At 64.9% G+C, this 18,559-nt stretch carries 18 protein-coding genes and 4 pseudogenes; 12 read left to right on the forward strand and 10 right to left on the reverse strand.

Annotated elements, in window-relative coordinates; genetic code table 11:
* Positions 1-1,495: ATP-binding protein (locus PE067_RS14170; protein ID WP_276190290.1), on the forward strand; the 1,495-nt coding region annotated here is incomplete at its 5' end.
* A gap of 26 nt (positions 1,496-1,521) precedes the next feature.
* On the opposite strand, the gene PE067_RS14175 is transcribed toward PE067_RS14170, so the two are convergent.
* Positions 1,522-2,133 (reverse strand): sulfotransferase family 2 domain-containing protein, encoded by a 612-nt coding sequence (locus PE067_RS14175; protein ID WP_276190291.1) that lies wholly within the window; start codon positions 2,131-2,133, stop codon positions 1,522-1,524.
* Between the two features lie 231 nt (positions 2,134-2,364).
* Between PE067_RS14175 and recA the strand changes: the two genes are divergently transcribed.
* From recA to PE067_RS14195, 4 genes are all read left to right on the forward strand, one after another.
* Complete coding sequence (gene recA / locus PE067_RS14180; RefSeq protein WP_276190292.1) at positions 2,365-3,435, forward strand: recombinase RecA; 1,071 nt, start codon at positions 2,365-2,367, stop codon at positions 3,433-3,435.
* A 163-nt stretch (positions 3,436-3,598) separates the two neighbouring features.
* Entirely contained in the window at positions 3,599-6,256 is a 2,658-nt protein-coding gene (alaS, locus tag PE067_RS14185; protein WP_276190293.1) for an alanine--tRNA ligase, read from the forward strand.
* A complete protein-coding gene (locus PE067_RS14190; protein ID WP_276190294.1) occupies positions 6,253-6,552 on the forward strand; it encodes a DUF1330 domain-containing protein in 300 nt (99 codons plus the stop codon). The genes alaS and PE067_RS14190 overlap by 4 nt, the downstream gene beginning before the upstream one ends.
* Before the next feature lie 60 nt (positions 6,553-6,612).
* Positions 6,613-7,407 (forward strand): class II glutamine amidotransferase, encoded by a 795-nt coding sequence (locus tag PE067_RS14195; protein WP_276190765.1) that lies wholly within the window; start codon positions 6,613-6,615, stop codon positions 7,405-7,407.
* A gap of 179 nt (positions 7,408-7,586) precedes the next feature.
* Here PE067_RS14195 and ureG read toward each other — a convergent pair.
* The 9 genes and pseudogenes from ureG to PE067_RS14240 all read right to left on the reverse strand — a co-directional run bounded on the left by ureG (position 7,587) and on the right by PE067_RS14240 (position 12,893).
* Positions 7,587-8,206, reverse strand: a pseudogene (gene ureG, locus PE067_RS14200) (urease accessory protein UreG).
* On the reverse strand, positions 8,203-8,871 hold the full coding sequence (locus tag PE067_RS14205; RefSeq protein WP_276190766.1) for an urease accessory UreF family protein: 669 nt from the start codon (positions 8,869-8,871) through the stop codon (positions 8,203-8,205). The pseudogene ureG and the gene PE067_RS14205 overlap by 4 nt, the downstream one beginning before the upstream one ends.
* Complete coding sequence (locus tag PE067_RS14210) at positions 8,858-9,331, reverse strand: urease accessory protein UreE (protein ID WP_276190295.1); 474 nt, start codon at positions 9,329-9,331, stop codon at positions 8,858-8,860. The genes PE067_RS14205 and PE067_RS14210 overlap by 14 nt, the downstream gene beginning before the upstream one ends.
* 31 nt (positions 9,332-9,362) lie before the next feature.
* Positions 9,363-9,572, reverse strand: a complete 210-nt coding sequence (locus tag PE067_RS14215) for a hypothetical protein (RefSeq protein ID WP_276190296.1) — start codon at positions 9,570-9,572, stop codon at positions 9,363-9,365.
* 134 nt (positions 9,573-9,706) lie between these two features.
* Positions 9,707-11,416: pseudogene (gene ureC, locus PE067_RS14220) on the reverse strand (urease subunit alpha).
* Positions 11,417-11,419: 3 nt separating this feature from the next.
* Complete coding sequence (locus PE067_RS14225) at positions 11,420-11,761, reverse strand: urease subunit beta (RefSeq protein ID WP_276190297.1); 342 nt, start codon at positions 11,759-11,761, stop codon at positions 11,420-11,422.
* Complete coding sequence (locus PE067_RS14230) at positions 11,758-12,234, reverse strand: HupE/UreJ family protein (RefSeq protein ID WP_276190298.1); 477 nt, start codon at positions 12,232-12,234, stop codon at positions 11,758-11,760. Before PE067_RS14230 ends, PE067_RS14225 begins: the two co-directional genes overlap by 4 nt.
* A gap of 98 nt (positions 12,235-12,332) precedes the next feature.
* Entirely contained in the window at positions 12,333-12,635 is a 303-nt protein-coding gene (locus tag PE067_RS14235) for an urease subunit gamma (RefSeq protein WP_276190299.1), read from the reverse strand.
* 15 nt (positions 12,636-12,650) lie between these two features.
* On the reverse strand, positions 12,651-12,893 hold the full coding sequence (locus PE067_RS14240) for a hypothetical protein (RefSeq protein WP_276190300.1): 243 nt from the start codon (positions 12,891-12,893) through the stop codon (positions 12,651-12,653).
* Positions 12,894-13,068: 175 nt separating this feature from the next.
* Between PE067_RS14240 and PE067_RS14245 the strand changes: the two genes are divergently transcribed.
* The 7 genes and pseudogenes from PE067_RS14245 (at position 13,069) to PE067_RS14275 (ending at position 18,523) form a co-directional block, all read left to right on the forward strand.
* Positions 13,069-13,782 carry a hypothetical protein gene (locus PE067_RS14245; protein WP_276190301.1) on the forward strand — a complete coding sequence of 238 codons (714 nt, stop codon included), beginning with the start codon at positions 13,069-13,071 and terminating at the stop codon, positions 13,780-13,782.
* Positions 13,695-14,989: pseudogene (locus PE067_RS14250) on the forward strand (adenylosuccinate synthase). The gene PE067_RS14245 and the pseudogene PE067_RS14250 overlap by 88 nt, the downstream one beginning before the upstream one ends.
* A 34-nt stretch (positions 14,990-15,023) precedes the next feature.
* Positions 15,024-15,236, forward strand: coding sequence for a DUF2842 domain-containing protein (locus tag PE067_RS14255; RefSeq protein ID WP_276190302.1), 213 nt, complete (start codon positions 15,024-15,026; stop codon positions 15,234-15,236).
* Positions 15,237-15,398: 162 nt separating this feature from the next.
* Positions 15,399-15,917 carry a thiamine pyrophosphokinase gene (locus PE067_RS14260; protein ID WP_346429700.1) on the forward strand — a complete coding sequence of 173 codons (519 nt, stop codon included), beginning with the start codon at positions 15,399-15,401 and terminating at the stop codon, positions 15,915-15,917.
* Positions 15,918-15,968: 51 nt separating this feature from the next.
* Positions 15,969-16,832: an FAD-dependent oxidoreductase gene (locus PE067_RS14265; RefSeq protein WP_276190303.1), complete on the forward strand. Its 864-nt coding sequence runs from the start codon at positions 15,969-15,971 to the stop codon at positions 16,830-16,832.
* 237 nt (positions 16,833-17,069) lie between these two features.
* On the forward strand, positions 17,070-17,201 hold the full coding sequence (locus PE067_RS14270) for an FAD-dependent oxidoreductase (RefSeq protein WP_276190304.1): 132 nt from the start codon (positions 17,070-17,072) through the stop codon (positions 17,199-17,201).
* A 148-nt stretch (positions 17,202-17,349) separates the two neighbouring features.
* Positions 17,350-18,523, forward strand: a pseudogene (locus PE067_RS14275) (M20 aminoacylase family protein).
* Positions 18,524-18,559: the final 36 nt, after the last annotated feature.

Below are 18,559 nucleotides of genomic sequence, written 5' to 3' on the forward strand. Positions count from 1 at the left end.
GCAAGACCATTTCGATGAATTGCCCGTGGCCTTGCTGCTGCTGGACCCGGCCGGGGTGATCGTCCGTGCCAACAGTGCGGCAAGGGAGCTGTTGGGCGGCCAGATCGACGGAAAATCGCTTGCGACCTTGCTCGAGGGGCCGGGCCGCCCGCTCTGCGATTGGGTGGCGGATGTTGCGACCGGACGGCTTGTCGGCGGACCCGAGGTTCTGCGCAGCCGCTCTGCCGGTCCCGAGCATTTCGTTCAGGTCACGCTTCGGCGCAGCGAAGAATCCGGCGTGACCGCCGTTCTGTCCGATGCCAGCGATCTGAAAAAGCTGGAGGCGCAGTTTGCGCAAAGCCAGAAAATGCAGGCCATCGGCCAGCTTGCAGGTGGAATCGCGCATGATTTCAATAACCTGCTGACGGCGATCAGCGGGCATTGCGATCTTTTGATGCTGCGCCATGACAAGGGGGATCCGGATTACGCGGATCTGGAACAGATCAATCAGAACGCCAATCGCGCCGCCGCCCTGGTCGGTCAGTTGCTGGCATTTTCGCGCAAACAGAAGCTGAAGCTGCAGATGCTCGACCTGCGCGATTCGCTGTCCGATTTGACCCATCTGCTGAACCGGCTGGTCGGCGAACGCATCGTCCTGACCTTTCACCATGATCCCAAGCTGCACCTGATCCGCGCGGATAAACGTCAGTTGGAACAGGTGATCATGAACCTCGTGGTGAATGCACGGGATGCCATGGTCGATGGCGGTGATATCACGATCACGACGGGGAATGTGCATTTTGACAGCAACAACACCCATGAACAGGCGATTCTGCCGCCGGGTGACTATGTCTGTGTCGCTGTCCAGGATCAGGGATGCGGCATCCCGCCCGACGTTCTGGACAAGATGTTCGAACCTTTCTTCTCCACCAAACGCGTGGGAGAGGGCACGGGCCTTGGCCTGTCGACGGCCTATGGCATCGTCAAGCAGACAGGCGGCTACATTTTCTGCGACAGTGTCGTGGGCGAGGGCAGCCGTTTCAGCCTGTATTTCCCCGCCCATATCGGACAGGTGGCCGAGGCCGATCCCGCGCCTGCGCCAAAGCCAAGCGCCGTTCGCGCCGAACCCGCCGAACCCACCGTGCTGCTGGTCGAGGATGAGGCGCCGGTGCGCGCCTTCGCCTCTCGGGCGCTGCAACTGCAAGGGTGCAGGGTCTATGAGGCATCCTGCGCGGAAGAAGCGTTGGAGATCCTTTCCGATCAGCGCCTTATGATCGACGTCTTCGTGACCGATGTGGTGATGCCCGGCATGGACGGGCCGGCCTGGGTGCGCACCGCGCTGCGTGATCGACCTGCGACCCGCGTGATCTTCATGTCGGGCTATACCGAAGATATTTTTGCCGATGGCAACGCGCCGATCCCGGGGGCGAGCTTTCTGGCCAAGCCGTTTTCGCTCAGCGATCTGACGGCGCTGGTCAGCAAGCAGCTTGATGGTCGCAACGCAGAGGGGGCCTGAGCGCTTTGGCGCTGCTGGCGGGCAGGTTACGCGGTGACGGTCTCGCGTGGAACGGCAAGCGAATCATAAAGCGCCGCATCCTCGGCCAGGAATTCGCGAAGGCGCGCTTCCAGCTCGGGCGACAGGGAAACGTCGACGGAAGGGGGCACGTTGACCCGCGGCAGATGCAGGACGCAATCCAGCCGATCTTCCATGAATTCGGTAAACTCCTCCATTTCTTCGTAGCGGAAAATGCAATCGACGCTTTGACCCTGATCGGTCAGAAAATCGGATTGGGTCCCGATCCGCGCGCGCATCCGCCCGTCCGCAGACATATAGGACTGCACGAAATCGGTGAAGGTGACGCCGGTCATTTCATGCAGAGGATCTTCGATATCATCGCGCATGCGAAAACGATACCAGCTTCGCAACCATTCGATGGGTTCGCGCATCACCGCGACCGTGGTCGGCTTGCGGTGGCCCGACGGTTGCAGCCAGGGGGCGATATGTTGCCGAAAGCTGCGGTAATCGGAATGTTTCAGATGGGGCGGGCGCATGACCGCAAGGCTTGCCAAAGGCTCCAGCGCCGATTCGATGGCGGTCGATCCGGCCTTGGGTGTCGCCAGAAAAACAAGGTCTTTTTCAAAGAAAATCAACATCAAGATCGTCCCCAACCGGCTTTTTCGATCCGTATTTTTGCGTGTTTTACTGCGTAAACCAGTTGTTAACCATCCTGCTTCACAATGAAGCCTCAGGGGCAGTTCATCAGGCCAAAAAATCCTGCGGGACGGCAAAGAGGATGGACAGGGCCCGAAAAGAACATTACTAGAACATACATCGTTCACCAAGATTGCCCCGACCCAAGGGGTGTGAGATAAGGTTGAGGACAGATGGCAGGGGCAACACTTTTCGACATGAACGACAAGAAAACGGCAGATAAGCAAAAGGCGCTGGACAGCGCATTGGCGCAGATCGAACGGCAGTTCGGCAAGGGCTCGATCATGAAGCTGGGCGCCGACAACCCGGTGGCCGAGATCGAGGCGACATCGACCGGCTCGCTTGGTCTGGATATCGCGCTAGGCATCGGCGGCCTGCCCAAGGGCCGCATCATCGAGATTTTCGGCCCGGAAAGTTCGGGCAAGACCACGCTGACGCTGCATGTCGTGGCCGAAGAACAGAAAAAAGGCGGCGTCTGCGCCTTTGTCGATGCCGAACATGCGCTGGATCCGCAATACGCGAAGCGGCTTGGCGTCAATCTGGACGAACTGCTGATCAGCCAGCCCGACACCGGGGAACAGGCGCTGGAGATCGTCGATACGCTGGTGCGTTCGGGTGCGGTCAGCCTGGTTGTCGTCGATTCGGTGGCGGCGCTGACGCCGAAATCGGAAATCGAGGGCGATATGGGCGATATGCAGATGGGCAGCCAGGCCCGCCTGATGAGCCAGGCGATGCGCAAGCTGACCGCCAGCATCGGCCGCAGCAACTGCATGGTGATCTTCATCAACCAGATCCGCATGAAGATCGGCGTGATGTTCGGCAACCCCGAAACCACGACCGGCGGCAATGCGCTGAAATTCTATGCTTCGGTGCGTCTGGACATCCGCCGCACCGGCTCGATCAAGGACCGCGACGAGGTTGTCGGCAACCAGACCAGGGTCAAGGTGGTCAAGAACAAGGTCGCGCCGCCCTTCCGTCAGGTCGAATTCGACATCATGTATGGCGAGGGTATTTCGAAGGTCGGCGAGCTTCTGGACCTGGGCGTCAAGGCGGGCGTCGTCGAGAAATCGGGGTCCTGGTATTCGCACGGGGATGAGCGGATCGGGCAGGGGCGTGAAAATGCCAAGCAATATCTGCGCGACAACCCCGATATCGCCTATGCGATCGAGGACAAGATCCGCGCCAGCCACGGTCTGGATTTTGGCCTGTCCGACGAAGAAAACGACGACCTGACCGAAGAATGATCGTGACCGTCAACGCGGAAAAGGGGCCTTTCGGGCCCCTTTTTGATGGCGCGGGCGATCACCGGCAAGGTTGCGCCTTTACGCTGGTCGCGCCGGGGGGTAATGGATTCCCCTGCATATCAAGACAGCGCCGGTTCAAGGCCCATCAGCGGGATCGCCAGAAATGCCTAGCCTGAACGACATTCGTTCCACCTTCCTGGATTTCTTCAAGCGCAACGGCCATCAGGTCGTTGACTCGAGCCCGTTGGTGCCGCGCAACGACCCGACGCTGATGTTCACGAACTCGGGCATGGTCCAGTTCAAGAACCTGTTCACCGGGGTTGAGCATCGCGACTACACCCGCGCAACCACCGCGCAGAAATGCGTGCGCGCGGGCGGCAAGCACAACGATCTGGACAATGTCGGCTATACCGCGCGGCATCATACCTTCTTTGAAATGCTGGGGAATTTCAGCTTCGGCGATTATTTCAAATCCGACGCGATCCCCTTTGCCTGGGAATTGCTGACCAGGGATTTCGGCATTCCGAAAGACAAGCTGCTGGTCACGGTTTACCATACCGATGACGAGGCGGCGGATATCTGGAAAAAGGTCGCGGGCCTGTCGGATGACCGCATCATCCGCATTCCGACCGATGACAATTTCTGGCGCATGGGCCCGACCGGTCCCTGCGGCCCCTGCACCGAGATTTTCTTTGACCACGGCGACCATATCTGGGGCGGCCCTCCGGGTTCGGCGGATGAGGATGGCGACCGTTTCATCGAAATCTGGAACCTCGTTTTCATGCAGAACGAGCAGTTCGAGGATGGCTCGATGCGGGCGCTGGACATGCAGTCGATCGACACCGGCATGGGGCTGGAGCGGATCGGCGCGCTGCTGCAGGGCAAGCACGACAATTACGACACCGACTTGATGCGCAGCCTGATCGAGGCCAGCGCCCATGCGACCAGTTCGGACCCCGACGGGCCGGGCAAGGTGCATCACCGTGTCATCGCCGACCACCTGCGCTCGACCAGTTTCCTGATTGCGGACGGGGTCATGCCCAGCAATGAGGGGCGCGGCTATGTGCTGCGCCGGATCATGCGCCGCGCGATGCGTCATGCCCATATGCTGGGCGCCAAGGACCCGGTCATGTATCGGCTGGTCCCGGCGCTGGTGCGCCAGATGGGCACGGCCTATCCCGAACTGGGGCGCGCGCAGGCGCTGATCGAAGAAACGCTGAAACTGGAAGAAAGCCGGTTCCGCCAGACGCTGGATCGCGGTCTGCGCCTGCTGGACGATGAGCTGTCGCGCCTGCCTGACGGTGCCGATCTGCCCGGCGCGGCGGCCTTCAAACTGTATGACACCTACGGTTTCCCGTTGGACCTGACGCAGGATGCGCTGCGCGAAAAGGGCCGCGCGGTCGAGGTCGCGGGTTTCGACGAAGCCATGGCCGAGCAGAAGGCCAAGGCCCGCGCGGCCTGGTCGGGTTCGGGCGAAACGGCGGATGCGACGATCTGGTTCGACCTGGCCGAGCAGCATGGCGCGACCGAATTTCTGGGCTATGACACTGAACTGGCCGAAGGACAGATCCTGTCGCTGGTCCGCGACGGCGCGGCGGTCGATGCCGCGACCGAAGGGGAAACCGTTCAGATCGTCGCCAACCAGACGCCGTTTTATGCGGAATCCGGTGGTCAGGTCGGCGATACCGGGCTGATCAAGACGGAAACCGGCGCGGCGCGGGTCACCGATACGAAAAAGGTCAGCGGGCTGTTCATCCATGTCGCCGAGGTGACCCTGGGTCAGATCAGCCGTGGTCAGGGTGCGCAACTGTCGGTCGATCACGACCGTCGCGGTGCCATTCGCGCGAACCATTCGGCCACGCATCTGCTGCATGAGGCGCTGCGCCGCGCGCTTGGTGAACATGTCGCACAGCGCGGCAGCCTGAATGCGCCGGATCGGCTGCGCTTCGACTTCAGCCATACCAAGGCGATGTCGGCGGATGAAATCGCGCAGGTCGAACGCGAGGTGAATGATTTCATCCGCCAGAATACCCCGGTCGAAACCCGGATCATGACGCCTGACGATGCCCGCGCGCTTGGCGCCCGGGCGCTGTTCGGCGAGAAATATGGCGACGAGGTGCGCGTCGTGTCCATGGGCGAGCTGGAAGGCTCGGGCAAGGGGCAGGCGGGGCGGACCTATTCGCTGGAACTGTGCGGCGGCACCCATGTCGGGCGCACCGGCGATATCGGCATGTTCGCGCTGACCTCGGAAACCGCCTCGGCTGCGGGGATCCGGCGGATCGAGGCGCTGACCGGTCAGGCCGCGATGGAGGCCTTGCGTCGTGTCGATGGCGAAATGACTGAAATTGCTGGCATTCTGAAGGCTCAGGCTGGCGATGTGGTGGGTAAGGTCCGCGCTTTGGCCGATGAACGCAAGGCGCTGGCCAATGAGGTCGCGCAGCTGAAGCGTCAGCTGGCGATGGGTGGCGGTTCGGATGAGGCGCCGAAAGAGATCAACGGGATCAAGTTGGTCGCGCGCCGTGTCGATGGCGTGACCGGCAAGGAGCTTGGCCCGCTGGTCGATGAGATGAAGGCGAAACTGGGCTCTGGTGCCGTGGTCGTTCTGGCCGAGGCGGATGGCAAGGCCACCGTCGCGGCGGGCGTGACCCCGGATCTGGTCGCGCGGATTTCGGCGGTCGATCTGGTGCAGGCGGCGACCGTCGCGCTTGGCGGCAAGGGCGGTGGCGGCCGCCCCGACCGTGCCCAGGGTGGCGCCCCCAGCCTTGCGGCCGCCGATGCCGCCATCGCCAGCGTCGAGGCCCTGATCGGAGAACGCGCATGACCGCCCTGTGGATTGCCCATGTCAATGTAACCGACGCCGAAGCCTATGGCCGCTACGCGAAGGAAGCCGGGCCTGCGATTGCGGCGCATGGTGGTGTCTTTCTGGCGCGCGGCAGCCGCTATCAGCAGCTTGAGGGCACGGAAAAGACCCGCAATGTCGTTGCGCGCTTTCCCAGCTTTGACGCGGCTGTCGCCTGCTACCATTCGCCCGAATATCAGGCGGCGCTGGTTCATGCCCAAGGTGCGGCCGAGCGCGATCTTGTGATCGTCGAGGAAAGCGAGCCGTCTGCGAAATAGCATGATTCCTTAAGGACTCCGTGCTAGCCATGGTCAAAAGACGTGAAGCAGGGGCAGGTGATGTGCCGTTGGGCCGCCTATATCGGGGCACCGATCTATCTTGAGGATATCGTCAGCCGTCCGGGCCATTCGCTTGTCCGGCAAAGCCATGAGGCGACGCGCTGCCTGACGCCGGTGAATGCCGATGGTTTCGGCATCGCCTGGTATGGTGAGCGCGAGGAACCGGGCCTGTATCGCGATGTCATGCCCGCGTGGAGCGATCCGAACCTGCTGAGCCTGACGGCCACGGTGAAATCGCATCTGTTCATGGCGCATGTCCGCGCCTCGACCGGGACCTCGACCAGCCGGACGAACTGTCACCCTTTCACGGCGGGGCGCTGGTCCTTCATGCATAATGGCCAGTTCGGGGGTTATGACGGCTACCGCCGCGCGGCCGAAATGCTGATCCCGGAAGATGTCTATCACCATCGCAAAGGCGTCACGGATAGCGAGGCGCTGTTTCTGATGGCGCTTGGCCGGGGGCTGGATATCGATCCGCTGGCCGCGATGGCGCAGGCAACGGCAGAGTTCGAGGCGCTGGCGCAGGCACGCGGATCGGCCCCGCATGTGCGCATTGCCGCGGCCTTTTCGGATGGCGAACGGCTGTATGCCCTGCGTTATGCCAGCGACGATCACGCGCCAAGCCTGTTTTACCGCTGGTCGCAGTCGCGCGCGGGCTATGCGGTCGTGTCCGAGCCGCTGGAGCCGGAAGAGGCCGATTGGCAGGAACTGGCGCCGAATTCCTTTTGCATCTTTGAGCGTGAGGGGATGGCGCGGATGGATTTCACGCCGGATTTGCTGCATCGCGCGGCTTGAGCTTCGGGCGCGGCGCTGTAAGCGGGCCGCATATCTGCGGTCGTATAGTGGGCGCGCATATCTTGCGGAAAACCGACAGATGCGGAAAAGCTTCTGCCGGAAACCTGTCCCGGAAACCTATCGCGTAAACATTCCCTGATGAGGTGAGGCGCTGCCACCGTCCCCCTTTCGTTGCTCTGTCAGGGGCGCGGCTGCAAACCGCCCTGTTCGATCAGAAATTCAACGACATCCTGCACGCCGATGCCATGTCGCAACTGCGCCATGACAAAGGGCCTGCCCGCGCGCGCCGCCGTCGTATCCCGTTCCAGCAGCGCCACATCGACGCCGACATGCGGGGCCAGATCGGTCTTGTTCACCACCAGCAGATCCGAACGCGCAAGGCCGGGGCCGCGTTTGCGCGGAATGTCCTGACCCGCCGCCGTGTCGATGACATAGATCGTCAGATCGGCCAGTTCCGGGCTGAAGGTCGCGGCCAGATTGTCGCCGCCGGATTCGATCAGCACCAGTTCCAGATCCGGGATCGCGGCGGTCAGTTCGGCGATGGCGGCCAGATTGATGCTGGCATCCTCGCGGATCGCGGTATGGGGGCAGCCGCCGGTTTCGACCCCCGGATGCGGTCAAAGGGCAGGACCTGCGCGCGCATCAGGGCCTCGGCATCCTCACGCGTGTAGATGTCATTGGTGACGACGGCCATCGACAGGCGCGGCGCCAGCGCGCGGGCCAGTTGTTCGGTCAGCGTCGTCTTGCCCGCGCCGACCGGGCCGCCGATGCCGACGCGAAGGGGGCCGTTCGTGCTCATGTCCGGAAAATCCTTATGTCCAGCGTTTCATGCTCCATCGCGGCAAGCTCGGCCCCGAAACAGGCGGAACCAAGGTCGTCGGCCGAGGCAAAGACGGCGCGGCGCGCGGTTTCGGCGATGGTCGGATGCAGGCCCGCCAGCAGGCGCTGGCCACGGCTTTGGCCAAGCGGCACGAAACGGGTCGCGCCCAGGATCAGGTTCGCGGCGAAGGCATGCAGGTAATGGGCGGTGATATCATGGATGGGCAGGTCAAGGCCGCGCGCCGCCAGACCCACGGCAAGGGGCAGGGGCAGGGCGGGCAGGTCGCGCCCGCTCATCGCCGAAATCGTCGCGGCAAAGGCGCGGCCCTGATCCATCGTTTCGGTCAGGCGTTCGGCGGAACCGGCAAGGGCGCGGGCGATCAGCGCCAGTTCGGTGATGTCTTCGTCCTTCAGCGCCAGCGACAGCAGCACCGCATCGGTCCAGCCACCGCCCCGCGTCACCACATCGCCGACCCAATCGCCGATCCTTGTCGCGTCGCGCAACCCGCCCGCGATCACGGTTTCCAGACCATGGGAAAAGGCAAAGCCGCCGGTCGGAAAGGACGGCGACAGCCATTGCACCAGCGACAGCCGGTCGATGTCGCGCCGCGCGGGTGCGAAGACCGAAGGGTCAGGGGTGGCCATGATCGTGGCCCATGGTCCGGCCATGGCCATAGGCGCCGCCTTCGGGGTTGAAGGCCGCCATCGTCGGCGTGACCCCGGCGCCAAGGCCGCGCAGCATGGTTTCCAGAACGTGATCGGCGCGGATCAGCAGGTGGTCGGCGGCGATCTGGCAAGGGGTGTGGCGGTTGCCGATATGCCGTGCAAGGCGCGGCAGCGGGCCTTCGACGCGCAGGCAGGGCTCGACCGCCGATTGCACGCCGATCAGGCGGCCATCATCAAGGACAAAGGCATCGCCCGCATCAAGGCTGGTTGTCTGGGCAAGATCGACCAGAAAGGACAGGCCCGTGCGGCTGGTCAGGCGCCTGCGACGCAGAAAGCGCGATTCGTAATCCAGAACCACGGCATCATCGGCAGGCGTGGCGCGACGGATTTCCGTCGCGCGGGGCGTTGCAAGCCCGGCTGCAAGGGGCAGGTTCAACATGGTGCCGCCCCCCGCCGGTCATGGCCGGTGCTTAGCGGCGCGGCTCGTCGCGCATGACATAGGACAGGATCTTGCCCCGCGTCAGGCCCATGCGGGCCAGTTCGTCGTCCGAACGCAGATCCAGACGCTTGTATTCGGTGACGCGTTCCTTGGCCTCGACGAAGGACCGGACCGCCGCAGTGATCGAAGCAGCGACCGAGGAGAGGAACGGAATATGCGTATTCGTCGAAAGATGTGCCATCTGATTTTCCCACGGGAACCCCATGTTCCCTGATGGCCATGACATAGGCATCCGGCGCGGATTTGAGCACCACCGATTCCGGCAATGCTGCATTGCAGTAGCGAGATGGCGGCGCAAGGGTCATCGGCGGTCCTTCAGAACAGGAAATAGCGTTGGGCCAGCGGCAATTCTTCGGCCGGCTGGCAGGTCAGCAGGACGCCGTCGGCGCGGACCTCGTAGGTTTCGGGGTCGACCTCGATCTGCGGGGTGGCGGCGTTCAGCATCATGTCGGATTTGCCGATGTCGCGGGTGTAGCGCACGGCGACCGGGGTTTTCAGCATCTCGGCGCAGGCGCCCGCATCCAGCGCGGCACGGCTGACAAATGTCAGGCCGGTCGCGTGTCGCGCCCGTCCCATCGCCCCCCACATCATCCGGGCGTGGAACGGTTCCGCCGGGATCGAGCCGTTCGGGTCGCCCATCTTCGCCATGGCGATCATGCCGCCGATCAGCACCATTTCGGTCTTGGCGCCGAAAAACGCCGGATCCCACAGCACCAGATCGGCGCGCTTGCCCGACCGCGATGCGGCCGATCTCATGGGACAGGCCATGCGCAATCGCCGGGTTGATCGTGTATTTGGCGATATAGCGGCGGGCGCGCAGATTGTCGTTGTCGCCGGTCTCCTCCGGCAGCCGCGCCGCGCTGGACGCTTCATCTTGTGGGCGGTCTGCCAGGCAGCGGATGATGACCTCGCCGATCCGGCCCATGGCCTGACTGTCGGAGGAGATCACCGAGAAACGCCCCAGATCGTGCAGGATATCTTCGGCGGCGATGGTTTCGCGGCGGATGCGGCTTTCGGCAAAGGCGACGTCTTCGGGCACGCGACGGTCGAGGTGGTGGCAGACCATCAGCATGTCCAGATGCTCTTCGATGGTGTTTTTGGTGAATGGCCGCGTTGGGTTGGTCGATGACGGGATGACGTTTGGCGAGCCCACCACGCGGATGATATCGGGCGCATGACCGCCGCCCGCGCCTTCGGTGTGATAGGCGTGGATGGTGCGGCCCCGGATCACGGCAAGGGTGTTCTCGACGAAACCGCTTTCGTTCAGGGTGTCGGTGTGGATCATCACCTGCACATCCATGCGGTCGGCGACGGTCAGACAGTTGTCGATGGCCGCCGGGGTCGATCCCCAGTCCTCGTGCAGTTTCAGCGCACAGGCGCCGGCGCGGATCTGTTCCTCGAGCGCCCTCGGGCAGAGCTGGCATTGCCCTTGCCCGCGATGCCGAAATTCATCGGCAAGGCTGTCGACGGCCTGCAGCATCCGCGCGAGATGCCACGGACCCGGCGTGCAGGTCGTGGCCAGTGTGCCATGCGCAGGCCCGGTGCCGCCGCCCAGCATCGTCGTCACGCCAGAGGCCAGCGCATGTTCGGCCTGTTGCGGACAGATGAAGTGGATATGCGTATCGACCCCGCCCGCCGTCAGGATGCGGCCCTCGGCGGCGATGATTTCGGTGCCGGGGCCGATGATGACATCGACGCCGGGCTGGGTGTCGGGGTTGCCCGCCTTGCCGATTTTCGCGATGCGACCGTCGCGCAGGCCGACATCGGCCTTGTAGATGCCCGCATGGTCGAGGATCAGCGCGTTGGTGATGACGGTGTCCGATCGCGCCATCGGCGCGGCGTGATCTGGGACTGGCCCATGCCGTCGCGGATGGTCTTGCCGCCGCCGAACTTGACCTCTTCGCCATAGATGGTCAGGTCGCGTTCGACCTGAATGATGATATCGGTGTCGCCCAGGCGGACGCGGTCGCCGGTGGTCGGGCCGAACATCTGCGCGTAGTCCGCGCGGGAAATGGTCAGCGCCATGGCTCAGCCCTTTCCCGCCGGGGCGCCGTCCAGCGGCCCCATGACAGCGGCGTTGAAGCCATAGACCCGGCGCGCGCCGGCGTAAGAGATCAGCCGGACCTCGCGGCTTTGGCCGGGTTCAAAGCGGATAGCGGTCCCCGAGGCGATATCCAGCCGCATCCCCCGCGCCGCATCGCGGTCGAAACGCAGGGCGGCGTTGGTTTCGGCGAAATGGTAATGGCTGCCGACCTGAATCGGGCGGTCGCCGGTATTGGCGACCATCAGGGTGATGGCCTGCGTGCCCGCGTTCAGGGTGATGTTGCCTGCGGCGGGAAAGACCTCTCCGGGCGTGAAATCGCGGCTCATGCGGCCACCGCCAGCGCCACCCCGGCCAGCGCGGTCGCGCCGCCAAGGATGCGTGTCGCGCCAAGGCGGCCAAGGCCGATGCCCGCCATGTGCAACGCTATCGTTGCCAGACCAAGGCCCGCCGCATAGGCCAGCAACCCGCTTGCCGGACCTTCGGCACCATGGGCATGGCCGTGCATTGCGCCGAAGGCCGCGACCACCGGCAGGGCAAAGGACAGCGCGGGCCGCAGCGCCAGCGCGACCGCCAGCCCCAGCAGGATGGATGAGGCAAGGATCATCGGCTCGACCGCGGGCAGGGGGATGTGATGGGCGCCAAGCGCAAAGCCCGCGAACATCGCCGCGACAAAGGTCACCGGCAGCGCCCAGATCGCGCGGCGATCATCCGCCGTCGCCGCCCACAGACCCACCGCCAGCATCGCCAGCACGCGATCGAAGCCGCCGATCCGGATGCTGGAAACCCTGAGAAAAGACATTGCCATCACCGATATGGCCGGGATGGGCCAGCGCGACCGACGGCAGGGCTGCGACAAGGGTCAGCGTGAAAATGGTGTTTCTGTTCATGGGCTTGCCTTTAGCGGATGGGGTGGTGGACGGTGACCAGCTTGGTGCCGTCGGGGAATGTGGCCTCGACCTGGACCTCGTGGATCATGCGGGGGATGCCGGGCATGCATTGGTCGGCGGTAATGACATGGGCGCCCAGTTCCATCAGGTCGGCGACGCTGCGACCATCGCGCGCGCCTTCGGTGATGAAATCGGTGATCAGGGCCACGGCCTCGGGGTGGTTCAGCTTGACGCCGCGCGCCAGCCTGCCGCGCGCGACCATGGCGGCGACGGAGACCAGCAGCTTTTCCTTTTCTCGGGGGGTCAGGTTCATCTTGGGTCCGGTGGTTCAGGCCTGCCACACGCGGGGCAGCGGTTGGTGGCGCAGCAGCGCCAGCAGGCGGATCAGCGTGCGGCGCAGGGGCCAGCCGTCGGATGCGGTCATGCGCGCGATCAGCTTGCCGTCGAAGGCCGAGGCCGCCATGCGCACGCCCGCGTCGGGCTGGAGATTGCGCAGCGACTGGACCAGATCGCCCGCATCTGCGCGCACGGCGATCACGGTGGCGATAGCGCGGGTGTCCCGGCCCAGCACCGCGTCGCTGCTGCCGGGCCAGCGCCTGCAGATCAAGGCGCAGGTTTTCGATGAACAACGGCTCTGCGTCGCGGGTGATGCGGCGGCTGTCGCGCAGATCCAGCGTTTCCAGCGTTTCGCCCATCGCCGTGCGGCCCAGAATCAGTGTTTCTGCCCACGGGCAGGTCGCGCGGCCATGCAGCGCGATCACCTGATCGCGGCGCAGCACGGCGCGGTCGAACAGGATGGTTTCCTGCGGCACCAGATCCAGATGGCCGCCATCGCCCACGTCGTAACGCATCCGCACCTGCGCCTGCCCGGTGGTCGAGCGATAGGCGCGTTCGGCGGTCTGCGTCGTCACCGTCAGCCGCGCACCGGGCTGGACACCGACAAGGACGGAAAAATCATCGCCCCCCGTCAGCCCGCCCGAGGTGTTCAGGATCACCAGCTCGCCACAGTCGGGCGAGGTCAGCACGCCCTTGGCGGAACCCGACTGGCGCAGGCTGGTCAGCCGTGCGCCCGGGGCCAGATCCGGGCGCAGGTGGGGCGCGAACTCGGCGCGCAGCGTGCCCATCGCGCGCGGCAATCCATGATGCGGTCCGGGAAGGATCGGCTGTTGCAACATTTCTGGTCTCCTTGCCGTTCGATTAGTCAGGGGGTGGCCGGGACAGGCAAGATTTGGCGGCGCCGCGCGGCGCGCGATCCCGCAACTGCCCGGATTTGGGGCAATCGCCCGAAATCCGGGCAGCGCCGTTTGCGCTTTCACCTTGGCGAAATGGCCCTTATGCACGCGCGGGGCATTCGTGACCGAAAGGGTAGAACATGGCCAATGTGGTGGTTGTCGGCGCGCAGTGGGGCGACGAGGGCAAGGGCAAGATCGTTGACTGGCTGTCGGAACGCGCCGATGTGATCGCGCGGTTTCAGGGCGGCCATAACGCCGGCCATACGCTGGTCATCGGCAATCAGGTGTACAAGCTGTCGCTGCTGCCCTCGGGCATCGTGCGCAAGGGCAAGATGGCGGTGATCGGCAATGGCGTCGTTCTGGACCCCTGGCACCTTTTCGCGGAAATCGACAAGCTGTCGTCTGCAGGGCGTCGAGATCAGCCCGGAAAACCTGATGATCGCGGAAAACACGCCGCTGATCCTGCCGCTGCATCAGGATCTGGACAAGCTGCGCGAGGAAGCCGCGGGCGCGTCGAAGATCGGCACCACCGGCCGCGGCATCGGCCCGGCCTATGAGGACAAGGTCGGCCGCCGCACCATCCGCGTCGCCGATCTGGGGGACGAAGAAACGCTGGACGCGCAGATCGACCGCCTGCTGGCCCATCACGATGCGCTGCGCGCGGGTCTGGGCGCCACGCCCATCGACCGCGCCGCGCTGCGCGCCGCGCTGCTGGAGATCGCGCCGAAGCTGCTGCAATACGCCCAGCCCGTCTGGAAGGTGATGAACGATGCCCGCAAGTCAGGCGCAGCGCATCCTGTTCGAAGGCGCGCAGGGCAGCCTGCTGGATATCGACTCTGGCACCTATCCCTATGTCACCTCGTCCACGACGATGTCGGGGATGGCGGCCTCGGGGACCGGCATGGGGCCGTCGGCCATCGGTTTCGTGCTGGGCATCGTCAAGGCCTATACGACCCGCGTCGGTTCCGGCCCCTTCCCGACCGAGCTTGAGGATGAGGATGGCCAGCGCCTTGGCGAGCGCGGGCATGAATTCGGCACGGTCACCGGCCGCAAGCGCCGCTGCGGCTGGTTCGACGCGGTGCTGGTGCGCCAGACCTGTGCGATTTCCGGCGTCGATGGCATTGCCCTGACCAAGCTGGACGTGCTGGACGGTTTCAAGACGCTGAAGATCTGCGTCGGCTACGAAGTCGATGGCACCCGCTACGACCACCTGCCGACCGCCGCCGCCCTGCAGGCCCGCGTCACCCCGATCTACGAGGAAATGCCGGGCTGGCAGGAATCGACCGCCGGCGCGCGGAGCTGGGCCGATCTGCCCGCCGAGGCGATCAAATACGTCCGCCGCATCGAGGAACTGATCCATTGTCCCGTCGCGCTGCTGTCGACCAGCCCCGAACGCGACGACACGATTCTGGTGACCGATCCTTTCGAGGATTGATCGCGACACGCCGGGCAATCCGAAGGGACGGGACATGGACCTCAAGACACGCAAACGCTGGTCGCTGGTGATCCTGCTGGTCGGGTTGCCGCTGTATATCGTCGTCGCGGTGACGCTGGTGAACTGGATGGACCGGACATGGGGGCGCCAGCCGATCTGGATCGAACTGCTGATCTATGTCGCGCTTGGCATCATCTGGGCCTTTCCGTTCAAGCGCGTCTTTCGCGGCATCGGGAAAGAGGAATGACCGCCCTGCCGCCCTTCGCCACCGGCGTCACGCTGGTCGGAGGGGGGCCGGTTGCCGCCGATGATCTGGCGCTTGCGCTTGATCTTGCGCCGGGGCTGGTCGCGGCGGATGGCGGGGCGGACCGGGTGCTTGCGGCGGGGCATGTCCCCGATGCGGTGATCGGTGATTTCGACAGTGGTTTCCGATGCGGCACGCCGGGCGATCCCGGCGGACCTGTTGCATCCTGTCGCCGAACAGGACAGCACCGATTTCGAAAAATGCCTGACCCGGGATCGCCGCGCCCTTTGTCGTCGCGGTCGGGTTTTCGGGCGGGCGGCTGGACCATGCGCTGGCCGCGATGAATGTGCTGGCGCGCCACCCCGCGCCGCCCGTGCTGCTGCTGTCGGACCAGGATGTGGCGCGCTGCGCTGCCCCGCGCATCCGGGCGCGCTGGACCTGCCCGTCGGCACGCGGTTGTCGCTGTTTCCGATGGGCGCCGTTTCGGGGCGCAGCCGGGGGCCGGAATGGCCCATCGACGGTATCGGATTTGCGCCGGACGGGCGGATCGGCACATCGAACCGCGTCACCGGCCCGGTCGGGCTGGAGATCGACGGGCCGATGCTGCTGATCCTGCCGCGCAAATTCATTCAGCCGCTTGCCCGCCAGCTTTTCCACGGCATGATACGACCTGAACGGGGATAAGCGGGTAGGGGCAGGCGTGGACAGATCCGACCAATTTGCGGGCCTTGTGGCATGACCCGTATCGGAGGCCCGATTTCCCTGACCGATCCCGTGCGTTTCTCGGACGATCCGCCGCGCGTCTGCGATGTCGTCATCATCGGCGGCGGCATCGCCGGGGTGATGACCGGGCTGTATCTGACCCGCGCCGGGCTGCGGGTGTTCCTGTGCGAAAAGGGCCGGATCGCGGCGGAACAAAGCTCTCGCAACTGGGGATGGGTGCGCCAGCAGGGGCGCGATCCGGCGGAGCTGCCGATCATGATCAGATCGCTGCGCCTGTGGGAACGGCTGGATCAGGGACTGGGCGCCCATGTCGGGCTGGTGCGCGGCGGCGTCACCTATCTGGCCGAGGATGAGGCGACGATGGCGCGCTATCAGGACTGGCTGGCGATTGCCCGCGATCACGGGCTGGATACGCGGCTGGTCGACCGGGCGGAACTGGATGCGGTTCTGCCCAATGCCTCGGGCTGGATCGGCGGGTTGACGACGCCGTCGGATGCGCGGGCCGAACCCTGGACTGCCGTTCCCGCCATCGCCGCCATGGCCCATGCCGAAGGGCTGGGCATCGCGGAAAACTGCGCCGCCCGCACGGTCGAGGTCGCGAATGGCGCGGTGACGGGCGTTCACCACGGAACGCGGGCTGATCCGGGCCGGCCGGGTGTTATTGGCGGGCAGGGCATGGTCAGGGCTGTTTGGCGGGAATGCCGGAACGCCCCTGCCGCAGCTTGCGGTGCGGGCGACAGTGGCCGCGACGGTCCCACTGCCGCTGATTTCGAAGGCGCGGCGGACAGCAATTCGCCTTTCGCCGCGAAGGACGGCAACTATACGCTGGCGCCGAAGTCGAACATGATGCTGGTTCCTACGCCATGCGCCATCTAAACTGTCGCGAACTGATCCGGCGCGAGTTGCGCCATACCCGGCTGCGCCCGCTGTCGCCAAAGGGCTTTCCGGATGGCTGGGGCACCGCGCGGCGCTGGAAGGCTGAAGAGATTTCCCCGTTCGAGCGGATGCGCGTTCTGGACCCCGCGCCCATCCCGGTCGGCTGGCCAGGCTGCAACAGGATTTCGCCCGCGCTCCGCGCGTCAGCAGGTCGAACTGGCGCGTGCACGGGCCGGGATGATCGACACCTTGCCCGATCAGGTGCCGGTGCTGGATGAAAGTCCGGTTTCGGGTTTCTTTATCGCGACGAGCCTGTCCGGCCATGGGTTCGGGATCGGGCCGGGCGTCGATAGGTCATGGCCGATCTGATGCGGGGGCGCGATCCGGGGCATGATCTGACGCGGTTCCGCTATGGGCGCTTTACCGACGGGTCGCCGATCGTTCTGGGGCCGGGTCTTTAAGGCGCGGGCCGCGCAGTTTCCCCAGGCGCGGTTATCCCGACGAAGGAGAGCCCATCATGCCGATCAAGAACCGATTTGCGGAACTGTTGCCAGAAATGACCGCGTGGCGCCGGGATTTTCACCGGCACCCGGAAATCATGTATGACCTGCCCCGCACCTCGGGGCGGGTGGCCGATTGCTGCGCGAATTCGGCGTGGACGAGGTCGACCGAGGGCATCGGCCGGACCGGCGTCGTGGGCGTGATCCGGGGGCCGTTCAGCGACAGCCGAGGGCAGGGTGATCGGGCTGCGCGCCGACATGGACGCGGCTGCCGATCGCCGAAAAGACCGGCGTGGATTATGCCTCGAAAAATCCGGGGGTTATGCATGCCTGCGGCCATGACGGCCACACCGCCATGCTGCTGGGCGCGGCGAAATACCTGGCCGAGACGCGCAATTTCGACGGTCGTGCCGTGGTCATCTTCCAGCCCGCCGAAGAGGGCGGCGGCGGCGGGCGCGCCATGGTCGAGGACGGGCTGGTCGAGCGCTGGGGCATCCAGGAATTCTATGGCATGCACAACATGCCCGGCTATCCGGTCGGCAGCTTCGCCATCCGCGAGGGCGCGATGATGGCCGCCACCGACCAGTTCGACATCGTGGTGACCGGCAAGGGCGGCCATGCCGCCAAGCCGCATGAGGCGATCGACACCACGCTGGTCGCGGCGCAGATCGATCGTGGCGCTGCAATCGGTGGTCTCGCGCAACGTCGACCCGCTGAAAAGCGGCGTGATCTCAGTCTGCGTGGTGCAGACCGACTCGACCGCCCATAACGTCATTCCCCAGGTCGTGACGCTGAAAGGCACCGCCCGCAGCCTCGCATCCCGAGGTGCGCGACCAGCTCGAGGACGGCATCGCCCGCATCGCCACCAACACCGCCGCCGCCTTTGGCGCCCAGGCGGAGGTTCAATATGAACGCGGCTATCCGGTGACGATGAATGATCCGCAATCCACTGTTTATGCGGCGGAAGTCGCGCGATCTGTGGCGGGTGACGTGAATACCGAGATGGCGCCGCTGATGGCGGGCGAGGATTTCAGCTATATGCTGAATGCGCGGCCCGGCGCCTATATCTTCGTCGGCAATGGCGACACCGCGATGGTGCATCATCCGGCCTACAACTTCGACGACAATGCGATTCCGGCCGGTTCGAGCTGGTATGCCGGCATGGCCGAGGCGCGGATGCCGCTGGGCTGAACCCTTGCGCCGGGGGCTGTCTGCCCCCGGACCCCC

The organism is Paracoccus sp. DMF-8 (genome assembly GCF_029309835.1).
GTDB lineage: Bacteria > Pseudomonadota > Alphaproteobacteria > Rhodobacterales > Rhodobacteraceae > Paracoccus.